16 protein-coding genes and 2 riboswitches are annotated in these 20,574 nt (G+C 61.6%); of the genes, 9 read left to right on the forward strand and 7 right to left on the reverse strand.

Annotated features, from left to right (window positions below):
- Positions 1-36: 36 nt before the first annotated feature.
- Positions 37-1,758 carry a DEAD/DEAH box helicase gene (locus ACP7B9_RS02305; protein WP_425860726.1) on the reverse strand — a complete coding sequence of 574 codons (1,722 nt, stop codon included), beginning with the start codon at positions 1,756-1,758 and terminating at the stop codon, positions 37-39.
- A 267-nt stretch (positions 1,759-2,025) separates the two neighbouring features.
- Positions 2,026-3,498: an RNB domain-containing ribonuclease gene (locus tag ACP7B9_RS02310; protein ID WP_425860378.1), complete on the reverse strand. Its 1,473-nt coding sequence runs from the start codon at positions 3,496-3,498 to the stop codon at positions 2,026-2,028.
- Between the two features lie 65 nt (positions 3,499-3,563).
- Between ACP7B9_RS02310 and ACP7B9_RS02315 the strand changes: the two genes are divergently transcribed.
- Positions 3,564-4,268: a ferritin-like fold-containing protein gene (locus tag ACP7B9_RS02315; RefSeq protein ID WP_425860380.1), complete on the forward strand. Its 705-nt coding sequence runs from the start codon at positions 3,564-3,566 to the stop codon at positions 4,266-4,268.
- Between the two features lie 4 nt (positions 4,269-4,272).
- Here ACP7B9_RS02315 and ACP7B9_RS02320 read toward each other — a convergent pair whose 3' ends face one another.
- Positions 4,273-4,773, reverse strand: coding sequence for an AAA family ATPase (locus ACP7B9_RS02320; RefSeq protein ID WP_425860382.1), 501 nt, complete (start codon positions 4,771-4,773; stop codon positions 4,273-4,275).
- A gap of 101 nt (positions 4,774-4,874) precedes the next feature.
- The gene (locus ACP7B9_RS02325) at positions 4,875-5,330 is read right to left on the reverse strand and encodes an Lrp/AsnC family transcriptional regulator (RefSeq protein WP_425860383.1); all 456 of its coding nucleotides are present in this window, start codon (positions 5,328-5,330) and stop codon (positions 4,875-4,877) included.
- A gap of 110 nt (positions 5,331-5,440) precedes the next feature.
- On the opposite strand from ACP7B9_RS02325, the gene ACP7B9_RS02330 reads away from it, so the two are divergent.
- Together ACP7B9_RS02330 and ACP7B9_RS02335 are read left to right on the forward strand one after the other, a co-directional pair.
- Positions 5,441-5,908, forward strand: a complete 468-nt coding sequence (locus tag ACP7B9_RS02330; RefSeq protein WP_425860385.1) for a DUF2000 domain-containing protein — start codon at positions 5,441-5,443, stop codon at positions 5,906-5,908.
- Between the two features lie 66 nt (positions 5,909-5,974).
- The gene (locus ACP7B9_RS02335; RefSeq protein WP_425860386.1) at positions 5,975-7,387 is read left to right on the forward strand and encodes an MFS transporter; all 1,413 of its coding nucleotides are present in this window, start codon (positions 5,975-5,977) and stop codon (positions 7,385-7,387) included.
- 194 nt (positions 7,388-7,581) lie between these two features.
- Here ACP7B9_RS02335 and ACP7B9_RS02340 read toward each other — a convergent pair whose 3' ends face one another.
- Positions 7,582-8,835 carry an MFS transporter gene (locus tag ACP7B9_RS02340; RefSeq protein ID WP_425860388.1) on the reverse strand — a complete coding sequence of 418 codons (1,254 nt, stop codon included), beginning with the start codon at positions 8,833-8,835 and terminating at the stop codon, positions 7,582-7,584.
- Positions 8,836-9,011: 176 nt separating this feature from the next.
- Here ACP7B9_RS02340 and ACP7B9_RS02345 point away from each other — a divergent pair, with 176 nt between their 5' ends.
- Positions 9,012-9,965, forward strand: a complete 954-nt coding sequence (locus tag ACP7B9_RS02345; RefSeq protein ID WP_425860390.1) for a LysR family transcriptional regulator — start codon at positions 9,012-9,014, stop codon at positions 9,963-9,965.
- Here ACP7B9_RS02345 and purU read toward each other — a convergent pair.
- Together purU and cycA are read right to left on the reverse strand one after the other, a co-directional pair.
- On the reverse strand, positions 9,962-10,867 hold the full coding sequence (gene purU / locus ACP7B9_RS02350) for a formyltetrahydrofolate deformylase (protein WP_425860392.1): 906 nt from the start codon (positions 10,865-10,867) through the stop codon (positions 9,962-9,964). The genes ACP7B9_RS02345 and purU overlap by 4 nt on opposite strands.
- The gene (gene cycA, locus ACP7B9_RS02355) at positions 10,864-12,357 is read right to left on the reverse strand and encodes a D-serine/D-alanine/glycine transporter (protein WP_425860393.1); all 1,494 of its coding nucleotides are present in this window, start codon (positions 12,355-12,357) and stop codon (positions 10,864-10,866) included. Before cycA ends, purU begins: the two co-directional genes overlap by 4 nt.
- 154 nt (positions 12,358-12,511) lie before the next feature.
- A riboswitch (glycine riboswitch) is annotated at positions 12,512-12,628 on the reverse strand.
- 213 nt (positions 12,629-12,841) lie between these two features.
- Positions 12,842-12,937: riboswitch (glycine riboswitch) on the forward strand.
- 149 nt (positions 12,938-13,086) lie between these two features.
- On the opposite strand from cycA, the gene gcvP reads away from it, so the two are divergent.
- The 5 genes from gcvP to ACP7B9_RS02380 all read left to right on the forward strand — a co-directional run bounded on the left by gcvP (position 13,087) and on the right by ACP7B9_RS02380 (position 20,559).
- The gene (gene gcvP / locus ACP7B9_RS02360) at positions 13,087-15,957 is read left to right on the forward strand and encodes an aminomethyl-transferring glycine dehydrogenase (protein WP_425860395.1); all 2,871 of its coding nucleotides are present in this window, start codon (positions 13,087-13,089) and stop codon (positions 15,955-15,957) included.
- A gap of 34 nt (positions 15,958-15,991) precedes the next feature.
- Positions 15,992-17,113, forward strand: coding sequence for a glycine cleavage system aminomethyltransferase GcvT (gene gcvT / locus ACP7B9_RS02365; RefSeq protein WP_425860396.1), 1,122 nt, complete (start codon positions 15,992-15,994; stop codon positions 17,111-17,113).
- 205 nt (positions 17,114-17,318) lie between these two features.
- Complete coding sequence (gcvH, locus tag ACP7B9_RS02370) at positions 17,319-17,702, forward strand: glycine cleavage system protein GcvH (protein WP_425860398.1); 384 nt, start codon at positions 17,319-17,321, stop codon at positions 17,700-17,702.
- Entirely contained in the window at positions 17,699-19,021 is a 1,323-nt protein-coding gene (gene glyA / locus ACP7B9_RS02375) for a serine hydroxymethyltransferase (RefSeq protein WP_425860400.1), read from the forward strand. Before gcvH ends, glyA begins: the two co-directional genes overlap by 4 nt.
- Before the next feature lie 140 nt (positions 19,022-19,161).
- Positions 19,162-20,559: an L-serine ammonia-lyase gene (locus ACP7B9_RS02380; protein WP_425860402.1), complete on the forward strand. Its 1,398-nt coding sequence runs from the start codon at positions 19,162-19,164 to the stop codon at positions 20,557-20,559.
- The last annotated feature ends 15 nt before the right edge of the window (positions 20,560-20,574 follow it).

Raw genomic sequence — 20,574 nt, forward strand, 5'->3', positions numbered from 1 at the left:
TTTTCGACCACTACTGCGGGTTAGCTGTTAAGAGGGTTACTCTCCGGTTTGAGGTGCTGCTGCTGCATCGCCGGTGCGACGGCGGGTACGGGTCCGGCGTGCACGCGGTGCTGCGGCCTCGGCCGACGCTGCCACGGGGGCGCTGTTCTCTGCCGGTGCGGCACTTGCGGAAGACGGACGACGGCGGCTCCGGCCACCCTCGCGCTTCTCGCCTGTGCTGGTGGGGGCTGTGCTGCTGGAATCGCGGGTGGTTGCTTCGCGGCTGCCACCGTCGCGGCCGGACTCCTCGCGGCGCTTTTCACCGTGGCGGGCACCTGTATGGTTGCCGCCGCGGTTTGCGCCGCGGGCGCCGCCACGAGGTGAATCCTGCTTGGGGGAGTTGCGCTTGCCCGTCTCGCCCAAATCCTCCAGTACCTCGGCGTCAATGCCAGCGTGCGTGCGCTTGTCGCGCGGCAGGCGGCCCTTGGTGCCGGCCGGAATATCCAGGTCCGTGTAAAGGTGCGGGGAAGATGAGTAGGTCTCGATGGGTTCGGGGACGCTCAGGCCCAGAGCCTTGTTGATGAGTCCCCAGCGAGGCATGTCATCCCAGTCAACGAAGGTCACGGCCGTGCCCTTGTTGCCTGCGCGGCCGGTGCGGCCCACACGGTGCAGGTAGATCTTCTCGTCTTCAACACACTGGTAGTTGACCACGTGCGTTACGTCATCGACGTCGATACCGCGGGCGGCGACGTCGGTCGCCACAAGAACGTCAACCTTGTTGTTGCGGAAAGCACGCAGTGCCTGCTCGCGGGCGCCCTGGCCCAGGTCACCGTGGATGGCTGCCGCGGCGAATCCGCGGTCAACGAGTTCCTCGGAGACCTTGGCTGCGGTGCGCTTGGTCTTCGTGAAGATGATGGAGCGGCCGCGACCCTTGGCCTGCAGGATACGGGCCAAAACCTCGATCTTGTCCAAGTTGTGGGCGCGGTAGATCAGCTGGCGAATGTCGCGCTTGGTCAGACCCTCATCATCGGGATCTGCGGCACGGATGTGCGTGGGCTGCGTCATGTAGCGGCGTGCCATGGCAACAACCGGGCCGGGCATGGTTGCCGAGAACAGCAGGGTCTGGCGAACCGCAGGAGTCCCGGCGATCAGGGTCTCAACATCGGGCAGGAAGCCCAGGTCCAGCATTTCATCGGCCTCATCGAGGATCACCATGCGAACGTGCTTGACGTTCAGGTGACCCTGCTTGAGCAGGTCGATCAGGCGGCCGGGCGTACCAACAATGAGTTCAACACCCTTTTTTAGGGCATCGACCTGGGGCTCGTAAGCGCGTCCACCGTAGATCGTGGCGATGCGGATGCCGCGGTGCTTGGAGGCGGTGGTGAGGTCTCCGGCTACCTGCACGGCCAGTTCACGCGTGGGAACAATAACCATGGCCTGGGGAGCGCCCGGGGCTGCGAGCTTCTCAAAGCCCTCATCCTTGGGGGCAACAATGCGGTTCAGCGCCGGGATGCCGAAGCCGAGCGTCTTACCCGTTCCGGTCTTGGCCTGACCGATGATGTCGTGGCCCGTCAATGCGATGGGCAGCGTCATGGCCTGGATGGGGAAGGGGTGGAGGATACCGGCCTCGGTCAGGGAGGAAACGATCTCGTGGTGCACGCCAAAGCTGGCGAACGTTTCCTTTTCTTCGTGGCGGGCAGGCTCGTCGCTGCTCAGGGACCCGTCAATTTCAACGATCTCGCTGCTGTCTTCTGCCTGCAGTAGTGAATCTGCTTCAATGCTCAAATGCTTACCATTCAATTCGTCTATACAAGGTGTCGTCAGCCGGGCTCAACGCGGGCACTTGGGAGGCCTCACGGAACGCAGGACGGCGGCACTATCTAGGGAAGCCGATCGCGGGCTAACAAAAACTTAGCCCTCCCTGCGTTGCGAATAACGGGTTCGGGAGGAGCTGAAAAGACGCGCGTTGGGGCGGGTTTGTTGAATCAATACTTTTTAATCAACGACCGGGCATCCATGTCTACATCATCAGTCTAGCCGTACACCCTAGCTTTGCGCTGACGGCACGAAGGTTACGCTTCGCTTCGCAATATCGACCGCGGCAAGCTTCACCCGCACCACCGTTCCGGGCGTCAGCTCGCCTTCGCAATAGCCCGTCACCGCCGGGACGCTGATCTGAATGGAACTGCGCGGGGTTGAGGACTTGGAATTGTGCCCGTTGCTCCGCGGCCCGGCAAGTACGACGGCGTCAAACTCGCCTCCAACTTGGTGGCTTAGCAGGGCGGCCTCAACGGTGTCGATAGCTGCCCTGTCTACCTTGCTGGCCAGTTGGTTTGAGGCGCTCATGATGTCAGGGAGTTCCGCAAGTGCCTCGATTGCCCACGCCGGAACCTCTTCATTGGCGCTTAATGCCGCGCAAATCGCCAGCACAAACCGGTCCACAAGCCTACGCAGCGGTGCCGTGGTGTGGGCGTAGGGGGCGGCGACGGCTGCCTGCAAGACGTCCTCGGGCACCGTGCCGTTGAATGGGGTGTAGCCGGCGCCCCTGAACAGGGTCGTTGCGGCGTGCATCAGCGCCAGGTGTTTGGGATCGTCGGTGTTAAGGCTGCGCAGATATTCCCCATAGGCGATGTCCTTGGTCCACGGGGTTCCCAGCGCCACGGTTTGCAGGCGGTAGGTGGCAATCGATTCTTCATCGGGGGCAGGCATGGTGCGCAGGATGCCAACCTTCCCTTCGATCATGATCGCGGCGGCGGCCATGCCGGTCAGGAGTGAGATCTGTGCGTTCCAGTCCTCGATGGGCAGGTTGGGGCGGAAACTCAGCACGTAGCGGCCGTCAACAAATTCCACCTCCTGGGCGGGAACGTTCAGGCTGGCGCCGCCTCGGGCGCGCTCCAGCTCGATCCGCTTGGTCCCAATCTCGGCCAACAGCGCCAAGGTTTCGGCGAAGGCGTCAGGTGCGGTCCCGGCGTCGTACATTGTTTGGGCTTCCTCATAGCCAAGCTTTGCGACGCTCTGCACGGTGGCCCGGCGGACGGTTGCCGTGGTCTGAGTACCGTCAGCGGCCAGATGGATCTCCCAGACATAGGCGGATCGGGGATCGTTCGCGAAGAGGCTCGCGGCACCCTCGCTCATGGGAGCCGGGTGCAGTGGAATGCGCTGGCCGGGTGTGTAAATGGTCTGGCCTCGGCGGCGGGTTTCGGCATCGAGGGGACCGCCGGCGGGAACGAATGCGGGGACGTCGGCGATGGCGTAGTGGACAACATACCCGTCGTCATTGCGCTCAAGGTGCATGGCCTGATCGAGGTCCTGCGAGGTGGGCGGATCGATAGTGATGAAGGGCAGCGCTGTCAGGTCCGGCGCGGGCAGCTGATGGGCGGCGATGACCTGATCGACCTCCGCCAGGACCTCAGGGGAGAAAATGCCAGGGAGCTTGAATTCCTCGTTGAGGGCGCTCAAGGCTTGGGTAAGGGACTTTTCTGCGGCGCTGCTTCCGACGCCAATGTGAGAGTACGGCACGGTTTCAGCGTAAACGAATCTTGGGCGGGAGCAAGGGCGGCGCGGCACGGACTACGCTGGTGAGTATGAGTATTTCAGCTTCCGACGCCGATGATTCCGTTTCCGCAGGTGAACTGAGCGCCCGCTACGACAATTTTGTGGTGGACCTGTTGGGCAGCATCGCCTACGGGGAGCTCTCCGCGTTCGAGCGTTTGGCGACAGATGCGCGGCATTCGCCGTCCCTGGCCGACAGGGCGGTGCTGGGGAAGATGGCAGTGGCGGAGTACGGCCACTACGAATCCATGTGCGCACGGCTCAACGCCATGGGCATGGATCCGGAGCTGGCCATGGCGCCCTATCAGCGCATGGTCGATGCCTTCCACGAGCGCACCCGCCCAGCCGATTGGCACGAGTCCCTCATGAAGGCCTATGTGGTCGAGGCAATTACGGAAGAGTTTTATGCCGCCATTGCCGAGCACTTGGATGAGCCAACGCGTGTGGCGATTGCCCAGGTGCGCACCAGCGATGAGCAGGTTGAGGTGTTGACGGCATTGCTGGCGAAGATGCTTGACGAGGATCCGCGGCTCTCCTCCCGCCTGGCCCTGTGGGGTCGGCGCATGGTGGGGGAGGCTCTGACGCAGGTGCAGCGCATTGGTGCCAAACACAGCTTCCTCGTGGGCTTGAGTCCGGATGCCACCCACGAACAGGCGGCCGCCGAGGTGTCCGCGATCCTGAGCATGCTGACCCGCAACCACTCCAAGCGCATGAGCAAGCTGGGGTTGACGGCTTAGGCCGCTACTTAGATGCGTTGCGGACATCGTTGAGGATGCGCGCCACCGTTTCGGCCAATGGTTCCTCTGCTGTGATCCGCTCCTGATCGATTCCGTCCAGTGGATCCCAGCCGTGGTACCAGCCGCGCATGGCTTTCTCGCCGAAGTCGGCCTGCTTGTCGGCGCGTGTGGCGTGCCTGGACAACGTCTCCTCAAGCGTGAGGTCATAGGCGTAAAACAGGCTCGGCCCGGAATGCCCTGCACGCAGCGCCTTGAAGGGTTCACTGTAAATGTTGGCGTTGAACACCCCGTCGGCAATAACCGTTCGGCCGTGGCGGAGCGCCAGCGCTGCCGATTGCGCAATCAATTCCACCGTCAGTAGCGAATAGTTTCCGCTTTCACCCAGAACTGTCCGGCGGAAGTAGTCCTGTTCTATCCACACCCCGGCCAGTTCCTGCTGCAGCGCACGGGCCACGGTGCTCTTGCCGGAGCCGGAATTGCCACGCACCACAATGAGCAGGGACATGTATTTATCCAAGCACGTTGAGACGCGCTTGCCACCTGCCCCGATGCGCTAGCTCCTTAATAACCGACTCGTAACCGCCGCTTGGTGCGGCTTGACGCCGCTTACACGAGCGGAACGACGTGGGAGTTTCGGATGTTTTCGTACACCACAGATGTCCGCACATCGGCCACCTCAGGACGCTGCGTGAGCTTGTCAATCACGAAAGCGTAGAGGCTGTTGTTGTCCGGGACGGCTACATGGATGATGAAATCTTCGTTGCCGGTGGTCACGAACACGCCCAGCGTCTCCGGCATGGAGGTGGCCCAATCCCGAAATGCCTCGATGACTTTTCGCGACGGCGGACGGATTCGAATGGCGATCAAGGCCTGGACAGGTCTGCCGATCGACGCCAGATCGACGTCGAGCAGGGCGCCCTTGATGATGCCTTTCTCCCGCAGTGCCCGCGTGCGGTCCAGCGCCGTCGTGGCGGAGATGCCCACCGCTGCCGCCACATCGCGATTACTCATCCGTGCATCCGACTGCAATTCCCGCAGGATTGCCTTATCTATGACGTCCATAGACGCCAGTTTAGTGGAATTGCCTTATTTAGTCCGAAATCTTCAGATCAACACCGAATAAGCGCATAGTCTTTCTGGAAATAGCCCGGGTAGATGACAAAGGAATAGACATGACAGGCGCCATCGGTTTTGCCCCGGAAGAGATAGACACCAGCGCACCGACCCGAGCAGCAAAACTTAAATGGGTCGTCGTGGTCAATGAAGACCTCCCACCGGGACTCGCGGCGAATGCCGCCATTTGCACCGCCGCAGCGACGGCGCCGAACATCGCCGGAATTCTGGGTGAGGGTGCCGAAGACGCCGACGGATTCCTCCATCCCGGACTGCCCTGGGCCGGCTGCACGGTCCTGGTCGCCAATGCCCAGACACTCCGAACCATTCGGGCCAAGGCAGCTGCCCACGAGCAAACGTTCGTGGCCGATATGCCAGCGGCCGCCCAGCAGACTCGCGTCTATGACGAATACCGTGCGTCGGTGGCGCTATCCCGCGCCGACGAGATTGAATACTATGCCGTGAGTCTGGTTGGCCCGCGCAACCGGGTGGACAGGATCATTGGGCATCTTCCCCTGCTGTCCTGATCACCCTGTCCTGAGTGGACGTAATGTGTCACACGGTCTCGGCTTGGCTAGGCTTAGGCGGTGATTGTGAGAAGTACGACGACGACCGGCAGCAGTTCCTTCAGCCGAGCCTTGGCGCTTTTGGTCGCCGGGACATATTTCATGGAGATCCTGGACGGCACCATTATTGCCACGGCCGCGCCCGCCATTGCCGCCGATCTGCAGGTCCGGCCGGTGGACATCAACCTTGCCATGACCTCGTACCTGATCACGCTGGCCGTGGGTATCCCGATCAGCGGCTGGCTGGCCGAACGCTTTGGTGCCCGGCGCGTCTTTACGGCAGCTATTGCCGTCTTCACCATCGCCTCATTGCTGTGCGCGCTCAGCCCCAACCTTGCCGTCCTCTGTGGTGCTCGCATGCTGCAGGGACTCGGAGGGGCCATGATGGTGCCGGTTGGCAGGCTGGTGGTCCTGCGTGATGCGGATAGGAAAGAGTTCTTGGAAGCCATTGCCTACCTGACGTGGCCGGCGCTGATTGCCCCCGTACTTGCGCCCGTCTTGGGCGGTCTCTTGGTTAGCTATGCGAGTTGGCACTGGATATTCCTTATCAATGTCCCACTGGGCATCATCGCTTTTGTTGTAGCGCTCAAGGTTGTTCCTGACATCCGCGCTCGCAGGGTGCCGCCGCCGGACTGGATAGGGTTCATCCTGTGTGGAGTGGCACTGGCCGCGCTGGTGATTGGCATGGAAACGGTGGGCTCGGCACCTACGCCGTGGACCGTCGTCGTACTGTGGCTGGTGCTTGCCGCGGCGAGCACGGCCGGGGCACTGTGGTGGTTTAAGCGCTCAAGGCATCCCTTGCTGGACCTGCGCGCTCTGCGCATCCAAACCTTCCGGGTGGGCAACGCCGGTGGTGGAATGTACCGGCTGATCATCAACGCCGTACCGTTCCTGCTGCCCTTGATGTTCATGGTGGGATTTGGTTGGAGCGCGTTTCAGGCAGGTTTGATGACCATGGCAGTTTTTGCCGGCAACGTGCTCATCAAACCGGCCACCTCGCCGCTCATCCGAAGCATGGGATTTAGGAACGTGCTGCTGTTGAGTAACATCGGCGGTGCCGTGGTGCTGGGGGCTTGCGCCTTCCTCAGCCCGCAAACGCCGTTGGTGGTGATCGCCGTGGTGCTCTTTGTCAGCGGCGTGCTGCGTTCCATCGGATTCAGTGCCTACAACACGCTGCAGTTTGCGGACGTTCCCAAGGCCCGAATGGCCGGAGCCAACACCTTGTCATCCACGATCGCCCAGATTGCCACCGGGTTGGGCGTTGCCGTTGGTGCGTTGATTTTGCGGGCAGCGCAGGGCTTGCTGGAGGGAGCGGCGGTAACGGACGCCGTGGCCGCTTACCAGTGGACGTTTGCCGTGCTGGCAATCATCATGCTCTACCCCGTGGTCGAGGCGATCCTGATGCACCGAAGTGGCGGCGATCAGGTCCGCACCCGCTAGCGTCCTGGCCTAGCTGGATTCTGCCTGGATTCTCTTAAGCAGCTCCTGCGGGTGCGGACGGATATCTTAATTTCATTAAGCAGCTCCAGTGGGTGTTTGAGCCGGAAACGCGCATGTGCTGCTTAAAAGAATTCTCGATTTCGCAGCTACCCGCAGGAGCTGCTTAAACGATTCGGGCAGTGCTCTGATCTGAGCTAGCTACTACGTTCTCGGCTAGTCATAACTGGCCGCCCCGGAAGCAGAATCACGGCCGCAACTGCTGCGAGTACTGCCAACACCGTCAGAACCCCGGCCATGGCGCTCCAGCCAAATTGTTGGAACACCAGGCCCGAGCTCCAACCAACCACGCTGGAGCCGGCGTAGTAGCTGAGGTTGTAGAGCGAGGCGGCCTGAGCCCGCCCTGTCGTGGCCAGGGCGCCCGTCCACCCGGAAGCGATGCTGTGCGCTCCGAAGAACCCCGCCGTGAACAGCACCAGGCCCACCAAGATCAAGGCCACGGGACTCCCCAATGTCATGGCTAAGCCGGCCACCATGGTGCCCGTGCATACCAAGAGCACGGTCCGGCGGCCCCAGCGACTGGCAAGGCTGGCCACCGCCTTTGATGAAACCGTGCCCGCCAGATAGGCAAGGAACAGCAAGGCCACTGCCGACGCCGGGAACAGGTACGGCGGGGCCTCCAGTCTGAAGCCGAGGTAGTTGTAGACGCTGACGAACGCTCCCATTAAAAGAAATGCTTGCGCGTACAGGGCCATGAGCTTTGCATTGCGCAGTTGAGGGAGCAGCTTGCCAAGAACTGCGCCGAAGCCCTCGGCCCGCGACGGCACAAAACCGAGTGGTTTCGGTGCCAATACGAGGAAAGCCGCAGCCGCGGCGGCAGCACAAAGGGACACCGTCAGCGTTCCCATTCGCCAGCCGGCGACGTCGGCCACCGGGCCGGCCAGCAACCGGCCGAACAAGCCGCCCAGTGTGGTCCCGGCAACGTATGCCCCTGCTGCGGCGGCCGCGTTGCGGGGGCTGACCTCTTCCGTTAGATAGACAATGGCCAGGGCTGGGATTCCGCCCAGGGCGGCGCCCTCTAAGACCCGCAAAATCAGCAGGGCCTCAAAGGTGGGAGATAGCGGAACGAGGAGGCCAAGAATTGTTGCCAGAATAACGGCCAGCCCCATGGTTCGTACACGCCCCCAGCGGTCGGCGACAAATGACCACGGCAGAACAGCGACGGCAAGCCCCACGGTGGCCGCCGAGATGCTGAGAGAGGTCTGCGCAGCTGTGACATTGAGGTCTCGCGAGATGAGGGGCAGGATGCCCTGCAGTGAATACAGCTGCGCAAAAGTTGCAACTCCTGCGCATGCCAGTGCAGCCAGAACCCTGCGGTAACCGGGGCTGCCGTGGAGATGCCCGACCCACGGCTTGCCTGGGTTTAGCGGAGGTATGGCTGTGCTATCCAACTTCAACACTGTTCACTTCGATCTCAGATTGCCTCGACGAGCAGATTTGACGAGCAGAGTGGCTCGATCACTCGTTCAACCGTAGATCGCACGAATCAATGCGTCTAATGCATTGAAAATGACTTATTTATCCATATTTGGATGATTTGTGGGCCCTGCCCGTGGTTCCATGAAGCATGGACAATGACAACCGGGACCTGGCAAAACTGTTGCCGGCCCTTCCCATACTCGTGGAGCTCGGGGCCAGCCGCCACGTAACTGCAACGGCCGAGGCACTGGGGATTCCGCAGTCAACCGTGAGCCGGGCGCTGGCCAGGGCGGCGGAGGTGGTGGGTACACCACTGGTGCTGCGTAAGGGGAGGGGCGTGGAACTGACGCCAGCGGCCCTTGCTCTGATCCCGAGGGCTGCTGAGGCGATGGACCAGGTTCGCGCTGGCTTGGCTTTGGCGCGGCAGGAATCCGGGAAACAATTTGGCCGCATCCAAGTGGCTTTTCAGCATACTTTTGGCGAGGTGGCATTACCGATTCTTATTAGGGCGTTCATGCAGGAGCATCCGGGGGTTACCTTTGATCTGCAGCAGGGGAGCCGGGCCTTTTGTTTGGATCTGCTGACGACCGGATCTGCCGATCTTGCACTGGTGGCGCCGCCGCCAGTGCCAAGTAGAACTATCGGGGCGGAGGTGCTGTATTCGGAGCCATTGAAGTTGGTGGTGCCCGCCGGCCACCCTCTGGCCAGCTCGGGCGGAATCAAGCTCGACGCCGTACGGGACGAGCCATTTGTCATGCTCGAACCCGGATACGGCATGCATTCCATTGTTCAATCACTGTGTAAGCGCGCTGGTTTCCGCCCCCGTGTGGCGTTTCAAGGCCAAGACCTGCATACCGTCCGGGGACTTGTTTCGGCGGGACTAGGTATAGCTGTCGCGCCTCCGGAGAGATTTGAAACCCAAATGTTGAACACGGGCGGCCTGGGCTGGTGCGAGGTGGACATTATTTGGCCCACCGCTCATCGAGACGTGGGCCTTGTCTGGCGGAACCGTTCGGATGGTTCTGCCCAAGCCACCCGGTTCAGGGACATGGTGCTGGCGGAGGGGAAGGACCTGTTGGGCGCGGCCAATGGAGCGGGCTAGCGCAGGACTACAGTCCGGTTCCCCGACAGAATGATTCGGCCTTCGGCATGCCAACGCACGGCATTGGTAAGTGCCTTGCACTCTGCATCCTTGCCGACAGCCACGAGATCCTCCGGGCTGTATGTGTGGTCCACATCGATGACCTGTTGGGCGATGATCGGGCCCTCGTCCAATTCGGCATTCACGTAGTGGGCCGTGGCGCCTACCGTCTTGACGCCACGATCGTAGGCCTGGTGATACGGTTTGGCGCCCTTGAAGCTTGGCAGGAAGGAATGATGGATGTTGATGGCCCGTCCGGAGAGCACAGACGTCAGGTTGTCACTGAAAACCTGCATGTAGCGTGCCAGAACAACCAGCTCAACCTTGTACTCCTCGACCAGCGTCAGCAACTCTGCTTCGGCGGCCGGCTTCGTTTCAGGCGTCACGGGGATGTGGTGGAACGGAATTCCGTGCCAGTCAACCAGGTCCTTGTGGGTCTCGTGATTGGACACGACGGCAACAATTTCCACCGGCAATTCACCGGTTCGGGCGCGAAAAAGCAGGTCGTTGAGGCAATGGCCAAACTTCGAGACCATGACCATGATGCGTTCCTTGCGGCCCTGCGGTTCAAGACGCCAATTCATGCCCCATTGCTGGGCCACGGGCGCGAATTCCCGCCGGAGGTCTTCAGGACTTGGCCCATCAACGCCGGCTATGAAATGAACTCTCATGAAGAAGTGTCGCACCTGCTGGTCACCGAATTGCTTGATGTCCACGATGTAGCATCCGTGGTTCAGCAGGTACTGCGCTACGGCATGCACGATGCCAGGGGATTCGGAGCAATCGAGGGTGAGGATGAATGCCCCACCCGCCTGGGGATTCGCAGGATCAATGGCCGACGGCGTCAGTGGACCCGTGCTCATTTTCCTGCCGAGCTCTCTGCTCCTAGTGACCCCTGCGCGGGCGGTCCCTGCGCGGTAACTCGTTCAGATTCAAGGTCTTCCTTGAACTTCGCGTAGCGGGCCCGGTGACTAGGGGTCTTGCCAACCAAGTACCAGACCACGGCCAGCACAATGAACCAGATGGGTGTTACCAGCAGGGCAATCAGCGTATCTACCTGAGTGGTCAGGGCCCACAGGACAAAGGCAAAGAAGGCGAAAACAACATAGACCATGGGAATGCCGCCAGGCATTTTGAACTTCGAGGATTCATGCAGTTCAGGGCGGCGCCGACGGAAGGCGAGGTAGCTGGCCAGAATGATGGACCAAACAAAGACGAAGCAGACAGCGGCCACGGTTGTGACCATTTCAAAGGCCTTGCTGACGTCCTCGCCGACGTACAGCAAGACGATGCTTGAGAGGAGCAATACGCAGGAGAGAAACAGCGCATTATTGGGGACCTTGCGCTTGGACAACTTGGAAAACCGGAAAGGGGCATCGCCCTCTTGCGCTAGGCCATAGACCATGCGGGAGGTGGAGTAGATGCCGGAGTTGGCTGAGGACATCGCGGACGTGAGCACCACGAGATTGATGATGGTGGCAGCCGCACCGAGTCCCGCCATGGAGAACATGGCGATAAAAGGGCTTTGGCCCGCGGCGAACTGCGTCCAGGGAATGACCGACATCAGGATGACCAGGGCACCTACATAGAAAAGCAGGACGCGGATGGGAATGGAGTTGATGGCCTTGGGTAGGTTCTTTTCCGGATCCTTGGCCTCGGCTGCGGTGGTTCCCACGAGCTCAATGCCCACGAAGGCAAAGACGGCGATCTGGAATCCGGCGACAAAGCCCATGAATTCATTGGGGAAAAGTCCGCCGTGGCTCCACAAGTTCGTGAAGCTGGCCGTTCCGGTGTCAGATTGGAAACGGCTAAAGATCATGAACAAGCCCACGCCGATCAAGGCGACAATGGCAACGATCTTGACGAGCGCAAACCAAAATTCCGTTTCGCCAAAGGCCTTCACGGTGGTCAAGTTCAGGACTAACAAGATCCCGATGGTGACTACTCCGGGGACCCACAGCTCGATCCCCGGTATGAGGACCTCCGAGTAGGCTGCAATGGCGATGACATCGGCGATGCCGGTGATGACCCAGCAAAACCAGTACGTCCAGCCGGTAAAGAATCCGGCCCAGGGGCCCAAAAGATCCGCGGCAAAATCGCTAAAAGATTTGTAATGGAGGTTGCTCAACAGCAGCTCACCCATGGCGCGCATGACGAAGAACAGCATGAAGCCGATGATCATGTACACAAATATCACTGACGGGCCGGCTGCGGAGATGGTCTTTCCGGAGCCCATGAACAGGCCGGTTCCGATGGCGCCGCCGATGGCGATGAGCTGGATATGCCTGTTACTCAGCTGCCGCTCAAGGTGGGGCTCGGCATCGGGTGTGGTGGTGGATTGGTGAATCGTCAAGGAAGGCCCTTCGTTGAGGTGGCAGGGTGCACCACGAAGATTTGCTTCCTCCCCACTCTGTCTTGGACCTGAGAGTTTCCGCGTTTCCTTAGAAATCAAGGGGACGCTTGCACCGTCGGTGAGCCCGGATGTTTGGGCTACTTTCCAGAGTTGCCTCGCCACGGCGGTACATGGGCCTGAGAGATTCCCGGGGAGGGTTTGCTCCTTCGGCGCCCACTGAATGTCTGCGCTTCGCACAGATGTACCGGCGGAACTCTCCCGCCGCGGATCATAGGCACTTCATAACAACTTTATTTGGTGACGCGAGTCACAGATTATCCTGAGCTGTGACCGTGCGCAAGATGCGTTCAGAATGTGGCCGGGCGTTCGAGGTGATGTCCGGCAAAATCAGTTAGCGGGCCGGACAATTTTTGGACGGAGGTTGGACGGGCATCATCTATCGTGTAATGTGTGGTTCGAATCACCCAAATCTTAATACGCCTTTCGAACCGTGGCGGGAGAGTCCTCCCAGCAATGTGGCGGCGCCGTAGGAGCAAATCCTCCCCAGGAATCTCTCAGGCCCCCGTACCGTCATGGTGAGGCAACTCTGGAAAGCAGCTACGGGAAACCGCAGCTCACCGACGGTGCAAAGTGGATGACAAATCCACGGAATCTCTCAGGTCCAAGACAGAGCGGGGAGGAACCCACCCATGCCGCACCCTCTGGTTCGGCCGTAACTTGGAGTTCCTCATGACGATTCAGTCCAGTCCAACGGCGTTTGTAGACCGACACATTGGCGCCCGCAAGCAGTCCCACATCGAGACCATGCTCAAGGCCATCGGCTATGACAGCGTCGATTCCCTTGTAGACACGGCTGTTCCCGATTCCATCCGTCAGGCCAAGCCCTTGGAGCTCCGCTCTGCGTTGAGCGAAGTGGAGGTGCTGGCCGAACTCCGCGCCATCGCAGCCAAGAACAAGATGGCAGTCCAGCTGATCGGTCAGGGCTACTACGACACCGTGACCCCGCCGGTGATCATGCGCAACATCCTTGAAGCCCCGGCCTGGTACACGGCCTACACGCCCTACCAGCCCGAAATTTCCCAGGGCCGCCTCGAGGCGCTCCTGAACTTCCAGACCATGGTCAGCGACCTGACCGGACTGCCCGTTGCAAACGCCTCCTTGCTCGATGAAGCAACAGCTGTAGCCGAGGCAGTGCTGCTCATGCGCCGCGCCAACAAGTCAAAGACCGCCGCAAACGGCAAGACCGTTCTTGACGCGGACCTCCTGCCGCAGACCATCGCCATCGTCAAGGGCCGCGCCGAAGCCCTTGGCTTCGAGGTAGAAGTCGCCGATCTCGCCCAGGGCCTGCCCGAAGGCGACATCAACGGCGTCGTTCTCCAGCAGCCGGGCGTATCCGGACGCGTCTTCAACCACGCCCCCGTGATTGCCGCAGCGAAGGAGCGCGGTGCACTTGTCACCGTTGCAGCCGATCTGCTGGCCCTGACCTTGATCACCCCTCCCGGTGAACAGGGTGCCGACATTGCCGTTGGAACTGCCCAGCGCTTCGGTGTTCCGCTGTTCTTTGGTGGACCGCACGCAGCGTACATGGCGGTCCGCAATGGCATGGAGCGCACCTTGCCCGGACGCATCGTTGGCGTCTCCACCGACAACACCGGCCTGTCCGCCTACCGTCTGGCCCTGCAAACCCGCGAGCAGCACATCCGCCGCGAGAAGGCCACCTCCAACATCTGTACGGCACAGGCGCTGTTGGCGATTGTCGCCTCGATGTACGCCGTTTACCACGGTCCCTCCGGGCTGAAGGCCATTGCCGATACGGTCAACGGCCACGCCCGCACCTTGGCAGCGGCACTGCAGGCATCCGGCGTCGAACTGCTTCACACCTCCTTCTTTGACACCCTCACGGTGCGCGTTCCGGGCCGCGCCAACGCACTTGTGGCGCTGGCTGAGAAGGATGGCATCAACCTACGTCCCATCGACGCCGACCACGTTGGCATCTCCGTGGATGAAACCACGACGGCGGACATCGTGGCTCGCGTAGCCGCCGTGTTTGGTGCCGCACCGGCAGGAGACGGTACGGACCAGGGCAGCAGCTCAGAATTCGGCTTTGCGGCAGACACCTTGCGCGGCTCGGACTTCCTGACCCACCCCGTGTTCAACACCCACCGTTCCGAAACCCAGATGCTGCGTTACATCCGCCGCCTCAGCGACCGCGACCTGGCACTTGACCGCACCATGATCCCGCTGGGCTCCTGCACCATGAAGCTCAATGCCACGGCCGAGATGGAAGCCATGTCCTGGCCCGGATTCGCCTCCATCCACCCGTTCGCTCCGGATTCGCAGACCGAAGGCTGGCGTGAACTGATCGGTGAACTGGAAGCCGATCTGGCCGAGATCACCGGGTACGACCAGGTCTCCATCCAGCCCAACGCCGGCTCACAGGGCGAACTTGCGGGCCTGCTGGCCATCCGCGGCTACCACCTCTCACGCGGAGACGTACAGCGCACCATCTGCCTCATCCCGCAGTCAGCCCACGGCACCAACGCTGCCTCAGCCGTGCTGGCCGGCATGAAGGTTGTGGTCGTGGCCACGGCGCCCGACGGCACCATCGATCACGCGGACCTGACGGCCAAGATCGAAACCCACAAGGATCAGCTCTCGGCCATCATGATCACCTACCCGTCCACGCACGGCGTTTACGACGCCGATGTTCGCGAGGTGTGCGACGCCATTCACGCAGCGGGAGGCCAGGTCTACGTTGACGGCGCCAACCTGAACGCGCTTGTTGGCCTTGCCCAACCGGGTAAGTTTGGCGGCGACGTCAGCCACCTGAACCTGCACAAAACCTTCTGCATCCCGCACGGCGGTGGCGGCCCCGGCGTGGGCCCCGTTGCAGCCAAGGCCCACCTGGCTCCGTTCATGCCCGGCGATGCCAACGCGGCGTCTCACGACGGTACCGGCGTCCCGATCTCGGCTACACGCTTTGGCTCGGCCGGCGTTCTGCCCATCTCTTACGCTTACGTAAAGCTCATGGGCGGCAAGGGGTTGACGGAAGCCACGAAGTCGGCATTGTTGGCAGCGAACTACATCGCCTCGCGGCTCAACGAGCACTACCCGGTCTTGTACACGGGCGCCGGTGACCTGGTTGCCCACGAATGCATCCTGGATCTGCGCGATCTGACGGCCAAGACCGGTGTCACGGCAGAAGATGTGGCCAAGCGCCTCATCGACTACGGCTTCCACGCACCCACCCTGTCCTTCCCGGTTTCCGGCACCTTGATGGTTGAGCCGACCGAGTCCGAGGACTTGGGCGAAATTGACCGCTTCATCGACGCCATGATCAGCATCCGTGCGGAGATCGATCAGGTCGCCGACGGTGCGTTCACCTTGCTGGACAGCCCGCTGCGCAACGCACCCCACACGGCCGCCGCCGTCGTGGATTCCAACTGGGACCGCGGCTACTCGCGCGAACAGGCCGTGTTCCCCCTGCCCGCCCTGCGCCAGGACAAGTACTTCCCGCCCGTTGGCCGCATTGATGGTGCAGCCGGAGACCGCAACCTGGTCTGCTCCTGCCCTCCGATCGAAGACTTCGAAGAAAACTGAAGCGTTCACTAACCACCACCGCGAAGGAATTCCCATGACTGAGAACCACACAGCCCTTTACGGCGAGCACGAGAAGGCCGGCGCGTCATTCACCGACTTTGGTGGCTGGCAGATGCCGTTGAAGTACTCCTCCGAGTTGGCTGAGCACCACGCTGTCCGTACCGCCGCCGGCCTCTTTGACCTCTCCCACATGGGTGAAGTTTGGGTGACCGGCCCGGACGCTGCGGCGTTCCTTGACTACGCCCTTGCTGGCAAGTTGTCAGCCGTTGCCGTCGGCAAGGCCAAATACTCGCTGATCTGCAACGCCGACGGGGGCATCATCGATGACCTCATCTCCTACCGCCTCGCGGACGAGAAGTTCCTCGTTGTCCCGAACGCCGGCAATGCCGTGACGGTGGCCGGGCTCCTGGCAGAGCGCGCGGCGGGCTTCGATGTTGTTGTTGAGGACGCCTCCGCGGAGACCTCGTTGATAGCAGTTCAGGGTCCCAACGCCGTGGCCATCTTGTTGACCCTGGTGCCTGCCGAGCAGCATGCCCTCGTGACCGAGATGAAGTACTACGCAGCCTCGGAAGTAACCATCAACGGCCAGGATCTGCTGCTGGCTCGCACTGGTTACACCGGCGAGGATGGTTTCGAGATCTACGTGCCCAACGCCGACGCAGCCGGCCTCTGGCAGGTTCTGTTGGAAAACGGTGCTGATCAGGGTCTGATCCCGGCGGGCCTTGCCTGCCGCGACTCCCTCCGTCTGGAAGCCGGAATGCCGCTGTACGGCAACGAGCTTTCTGTCACCGGGCACGCGTACTCCGCTGGACTTGGTCCCGTGGTCTCGCTGGCCAAGGAAAGCGACTTTGTTGGTAAGGCCGCCTTGGCTGCCATCAAGGAAGCGGGCGACGGCGTCACGGCTGGCCGTAAGTTGGTCGGCCTTAAGGGCACGGGCCGTCGCGCGGCACGTGGCCATTACTCCGTGCTCAAGGATGGCGTCACGATTGGTGAAGTCACCTCGGGTCAGCCCAGCCCCACCCTTGGCTACCCCGTGGCCATGGCCTACGTAGACGTTGCGTTCTCCGAGGTTGGCACGCAGATCGATGTAGATCTCCGTGGCAAGGCCGAGCCGTTTGAAGTTGTTGCTCTGCCGTTCTACAAGCGCCAAAAGTAGTTTCTGCCCGGACCCCGGGCCGGTGCTTTCGCGAGGTGGAGGCTGGTGCCCGCACCGCGCCACACACGACTTCGTCGGTGTGTCCGCGGCGGCGCCCACCACGCCGCCAGCCCCCACCTCGCTGCACACCGGTCGAACTCGGGACACACCGGCTCCGTCGCCTCATCTCGAGCGTCACCAACACATTTCTTAGACAAGGATCATCATGAGCAAAGTAGTAGCAGAACTGAAGTACTCCGTTGAACACGAGTGGATTGCCCGCGACGGCGCGGGTCCCTCCACCATCGGCGTCTCCGCCGTGGCCGCCGACGCACTCGGCGACATTGTCTATGTGGACCTGCCTGAGACCGGGGCAACCGTCACTGCAGGTGAAACTTGCGGCGAGATCGAGTCAACGAAGTCCGTCTCGGACCTGTATTCCCCGGTAACCGGCGTTGTCACCGAAGTGAACTCCGCCGTCGTCGATGATCCGGCCTTGGTCAATGCAGACCCCTACGGAGCCGGCTGGCTCTTCAAGGTTGAGGTTGAATCCGAAGGCCCGCTGCTCAGCGCTGAAGAGTACGCAGCGGCCAATGGCGGCGAGCTGTGAGCGGCGTCGGTGCCACCGTGGACTTTGTCCCGGTAACCTCGCCAAGCCTCGATGCCCAGCTTTCGGAATTGGATCCGGAAGTAGCTGTTGCGATCGACGCCGAGCTGGCCCGCCAGCGTACCGGCCTGGAAATGATTGCCTCGGAAAACCACACCGCAGCTGCCGTCATGGCAGCCCAGGGTTCGGTGCTGACCAACAAGTACGCAGAGGGCTACCCGGGCCGCCGTTACTACGGCGGTTGCGAACACGTTGACGTGATCGAGCAGTTGGCAATTGATCGTGTCAAGGCTTTGTTCGGCGCCGAGTACGCCAACGTGCAGCCTCACTCCGGTGCACAGGCTAACGCCTCGGTCATGCACGCGTTGATCAAGCCAGGCGACACCATCATGGGCCTGAACTTGGCCCACGGCGGACACTTGACGCACGGCATGAAGATCAACTTCTCGGGCAAGCTGTACAACGTGGTCCCGTACCAGGTTCGCGAAGATACGCACCAGGTGGACATGGCCGAGGTTGAGCGTCTGGCGCTCGAACACAAGCCGGCCCTGATCGTTGCCGGTTGGTCGGCCTACGCCCGCCAGTTGGACTTCGCCGAATTCCGCCGCATTGCCGATCTGGTGGGTGCCTACCTCATGGTGGACATGGCACACTTTGCCGGTCTCGTGGCCGCGGGCCTGCACCCTTCACCGGTGCAGCACGCCCATGTCACCACGTCCACGACGCACAAGACACTGGCCGGCCCGCGCGGCGGCATCATCTTGAGCAACGACGCCGACATCGCCAAGAAGATTAACTCGGCTGTCTTCCCCGGCCAGCAGGGTGGTCCACTGGAGCACGTGATCGCCGGCAAGGCCGTGGCCTTCAAGATTGCCGCTTCACCGGAGTTCAAGGAGCGTCAGGAACGCGTCTTGGCCGGTGCACGGATTCTGGCCGAGCGCCTCATCCAGCCCGACGTCGCCGCCAAGGGAATCTCCGTGATTTCCGGCGGAACCGATGTGCACCTGGTCCTGGTTGATCTGCGTAATTGCGAGCTCAACGGTCAGGAAGCCGAAGACCGCTTGGCAGCGATTGACATCACCGTCAACCGCAACGCTGTGCCGTTCGATCCCCGTCCGCCCATGGTGACCTCGGGTCTGCGCATTGGTACGCCAGCCCTGGCCACCCGCGGATTCGGCGAGGATGCCTTTGCCGAAGTGGCAAACATCATTGCCGAGGCACTCATCACGGACGCCACGGCAGATCTCTCGGGATTGCGCGCCCGCGCGCAGGCCCTGGCCGCTGCCCACCCGTTGTACCCGTCGGTAGGGAATCTCTCCTAGCGATACAGTTGCTCACTGCGGTGGATGCCTTGGAGGGTGCCCACCGCAGTGACCGGCCTTGCTTGCACCGACGTGGTGCGCCCGGCCCTCCGTCTGGTTTTCTTGACGGAGTAGTATTTGCCCTTGAGTGAGGTACTCACATGTCTGTTGGCGTTTTTGACTTGTTTTCCGTGGGGATTGGCCCGTCCAGTTCCCATACTGTGGGGCCCATGCGTGCTGCCGCAGCGTTCGTCCGCGAGCTTGCCGCGAAGGGCTTGCTGGAAAGCGTGGCAAGTGTTCGCGTGGATCTTTACGGATCCCTGGCTGCCACCGGCCGCGGCCACGGGACCATGACGGCTGTTCTTCTGGGCCTTGAGGGCCGCGAACCAGAACTGATTCTTCCCGCCGAGGTGGAATCCCGCCTAGCCGCCTTTGCCACCGGGGAACCGCTGCTGCTCGGCGGCAGCGTTGCCCTTACTTATGGTGCCGACGACATCATCCTGCACCCCTTGACCATCTTGCCCCGGCACACCAATGGCGTGAAGTTCAGTGTGAGCGATGAAGCGCAGACTGTCCTGCATGAAGCCACCTACTTCTCCGTGGGCGGTGGATTCATCATTCGTGAAGGCGCCGTCGATGAAGCCGTTGCCGAGCTGGAATTCTCCAAGGCCCTGCTGCCTCACCCCTTCCGGACCGCCGCCGAATTGTTGGCGCATTGCACAACAATTGGTGGCAACTTCAGTGACGTCATGCTCGCCAACGAACTTGTCGAACGCAGCGAAGACGAGGTTGCCAGCGGCTTGCTGCACATTCGCGACGTCATGGAAGAGTGCAAAGATGCCTCGCTGACCCGTGAAGGTTTGCTCCCCGGTGGCTTGGGTGTTCGACGGCGTGCCCCGGGTTGGCATAAGCGCCTGCGCGAGGAGGATACCGACCGGGATCCAAAGTTTTGGCAGGAGTGGGTCAACCTCGTGGCGCTGGCCGTCAATGAGGAAAACGCGTCAGGCGGGCGCGTCGTTACGGCCCCCACCAACGGTGCGGCCGGCATCATCCCGGCCGTCATGTTCTATGCGACCCACTACACCGACGGCATGCGGAACGCCTCGCAAGAGGCGATTGACGCCGTCGTGGTTAAATTCCTGCTGGCTGCCGGCGCCGTAGGGGTGCTGTACAAGGAACAGGCATCCATTTCCGGCGCCGAGGTTGGCTGCCAGGGCGAGGTTGGATCGGCGTCGTCCATGGCTGCAGCGGGCCTGGCTGAAGTCATGGGCGGCACTCCGCAACAGGTGGAGAATGCGGCCGAAATCGCCATGGAACACAACCTGGGACTGACGTGCGATCCCATTGGCGGGCTGGTGCAGGTTCCGTGCATCGAGCGCAATGCGATTGCCGCCGCGAAGGCCATCAACGCCGCGAAAATGGCGCTGTGGGGCGACGGCCAGCACCGTGTGTCCCTCGATGAAGTCATTATCACCATGCGTGAAACGGGACGCGATATGTCCTCCAAGTACAAAGAAACAGCCATGGGCGGACTCGCCGTCAACGTGGTGGAATGCTAGACCGAACAGCAGGCC

The organism is Arthrobacter sp. TWP1-1, from assembly GCF_049897845.1.
GTDB lineage: Bacteria > Actinomycetota > Actinomycetes > Actinomycetales > Micrococcaceae > Specibacter.

Coding starts and splice junctions, on each gene's coding strand:
- ACP7B9_RS02315 (WP_425860380.1), top strand. CDS start 3,564: ATGAGTATTTCAGCTTCCGACGCCGATGATTCCGTTTCCGCAGGTGAA.
- ACP7B9_RS02320 (WP_425860382.1), bottom strand. CDS start 4,773: ATGTCCCTGCTCATTGTGGTGCGTGGCAATTCCGGCTCCGGCAAGAGC.
- ACP7B9_RS02325 (WP_425860383.1), bottom strand. CDS start 5,330: ATGGACGTCATAGATAAGGCAATCCTGCGGGAATTGCAGTCGGATGCA.
- ACP7B9_RS02330 (WP_425860385.1), top strand. CDS start 5,441: ATGACAGGCGCCATCGGTTTTGCCCCGGAAGAGATAGACACCAGCGCA.
- ACP7B9_RS02345 (WP_425860390.1), top strand. CDS start 9,012: ATGGACAATGACAACCGGGACCTGGCAAAACTGTTGCCGGCCCTTCCC.
- purU (WP_425860392.1), bottom strand. CDS start 10,867: ATGAGCACGGGTCCACTGACGCCGTCGGCCATTGATCCTGCGAATCCC.
- gcvP (WP_425860395.1), top strand. CDS start 13,087: ATGACGATTCAGTCCAGTCCAACGGCGTTTGTAGACCGACACATTGGC.
- gcvT (WP_425860396.1), top strand. CDS start 15,992: ATGACTGAGAACCACACAGCCCTTTACGGCGAGCACGAGAAGGCCGGC.
- gcvH (WP_425860398.1), top strand. CDS start 17,319: ATGAGCAAAGTAGTAGCAGAACTGAAGTACTCCGTTGAACACGAGTGG.
- ACP7B9_RS02380 (WP_425860402.1), top strand. CDS start 19,162: ATGTCTGTTGGCGTTTTTGACTTGTTTTCCGTGGGGATTGGCCCGTCC.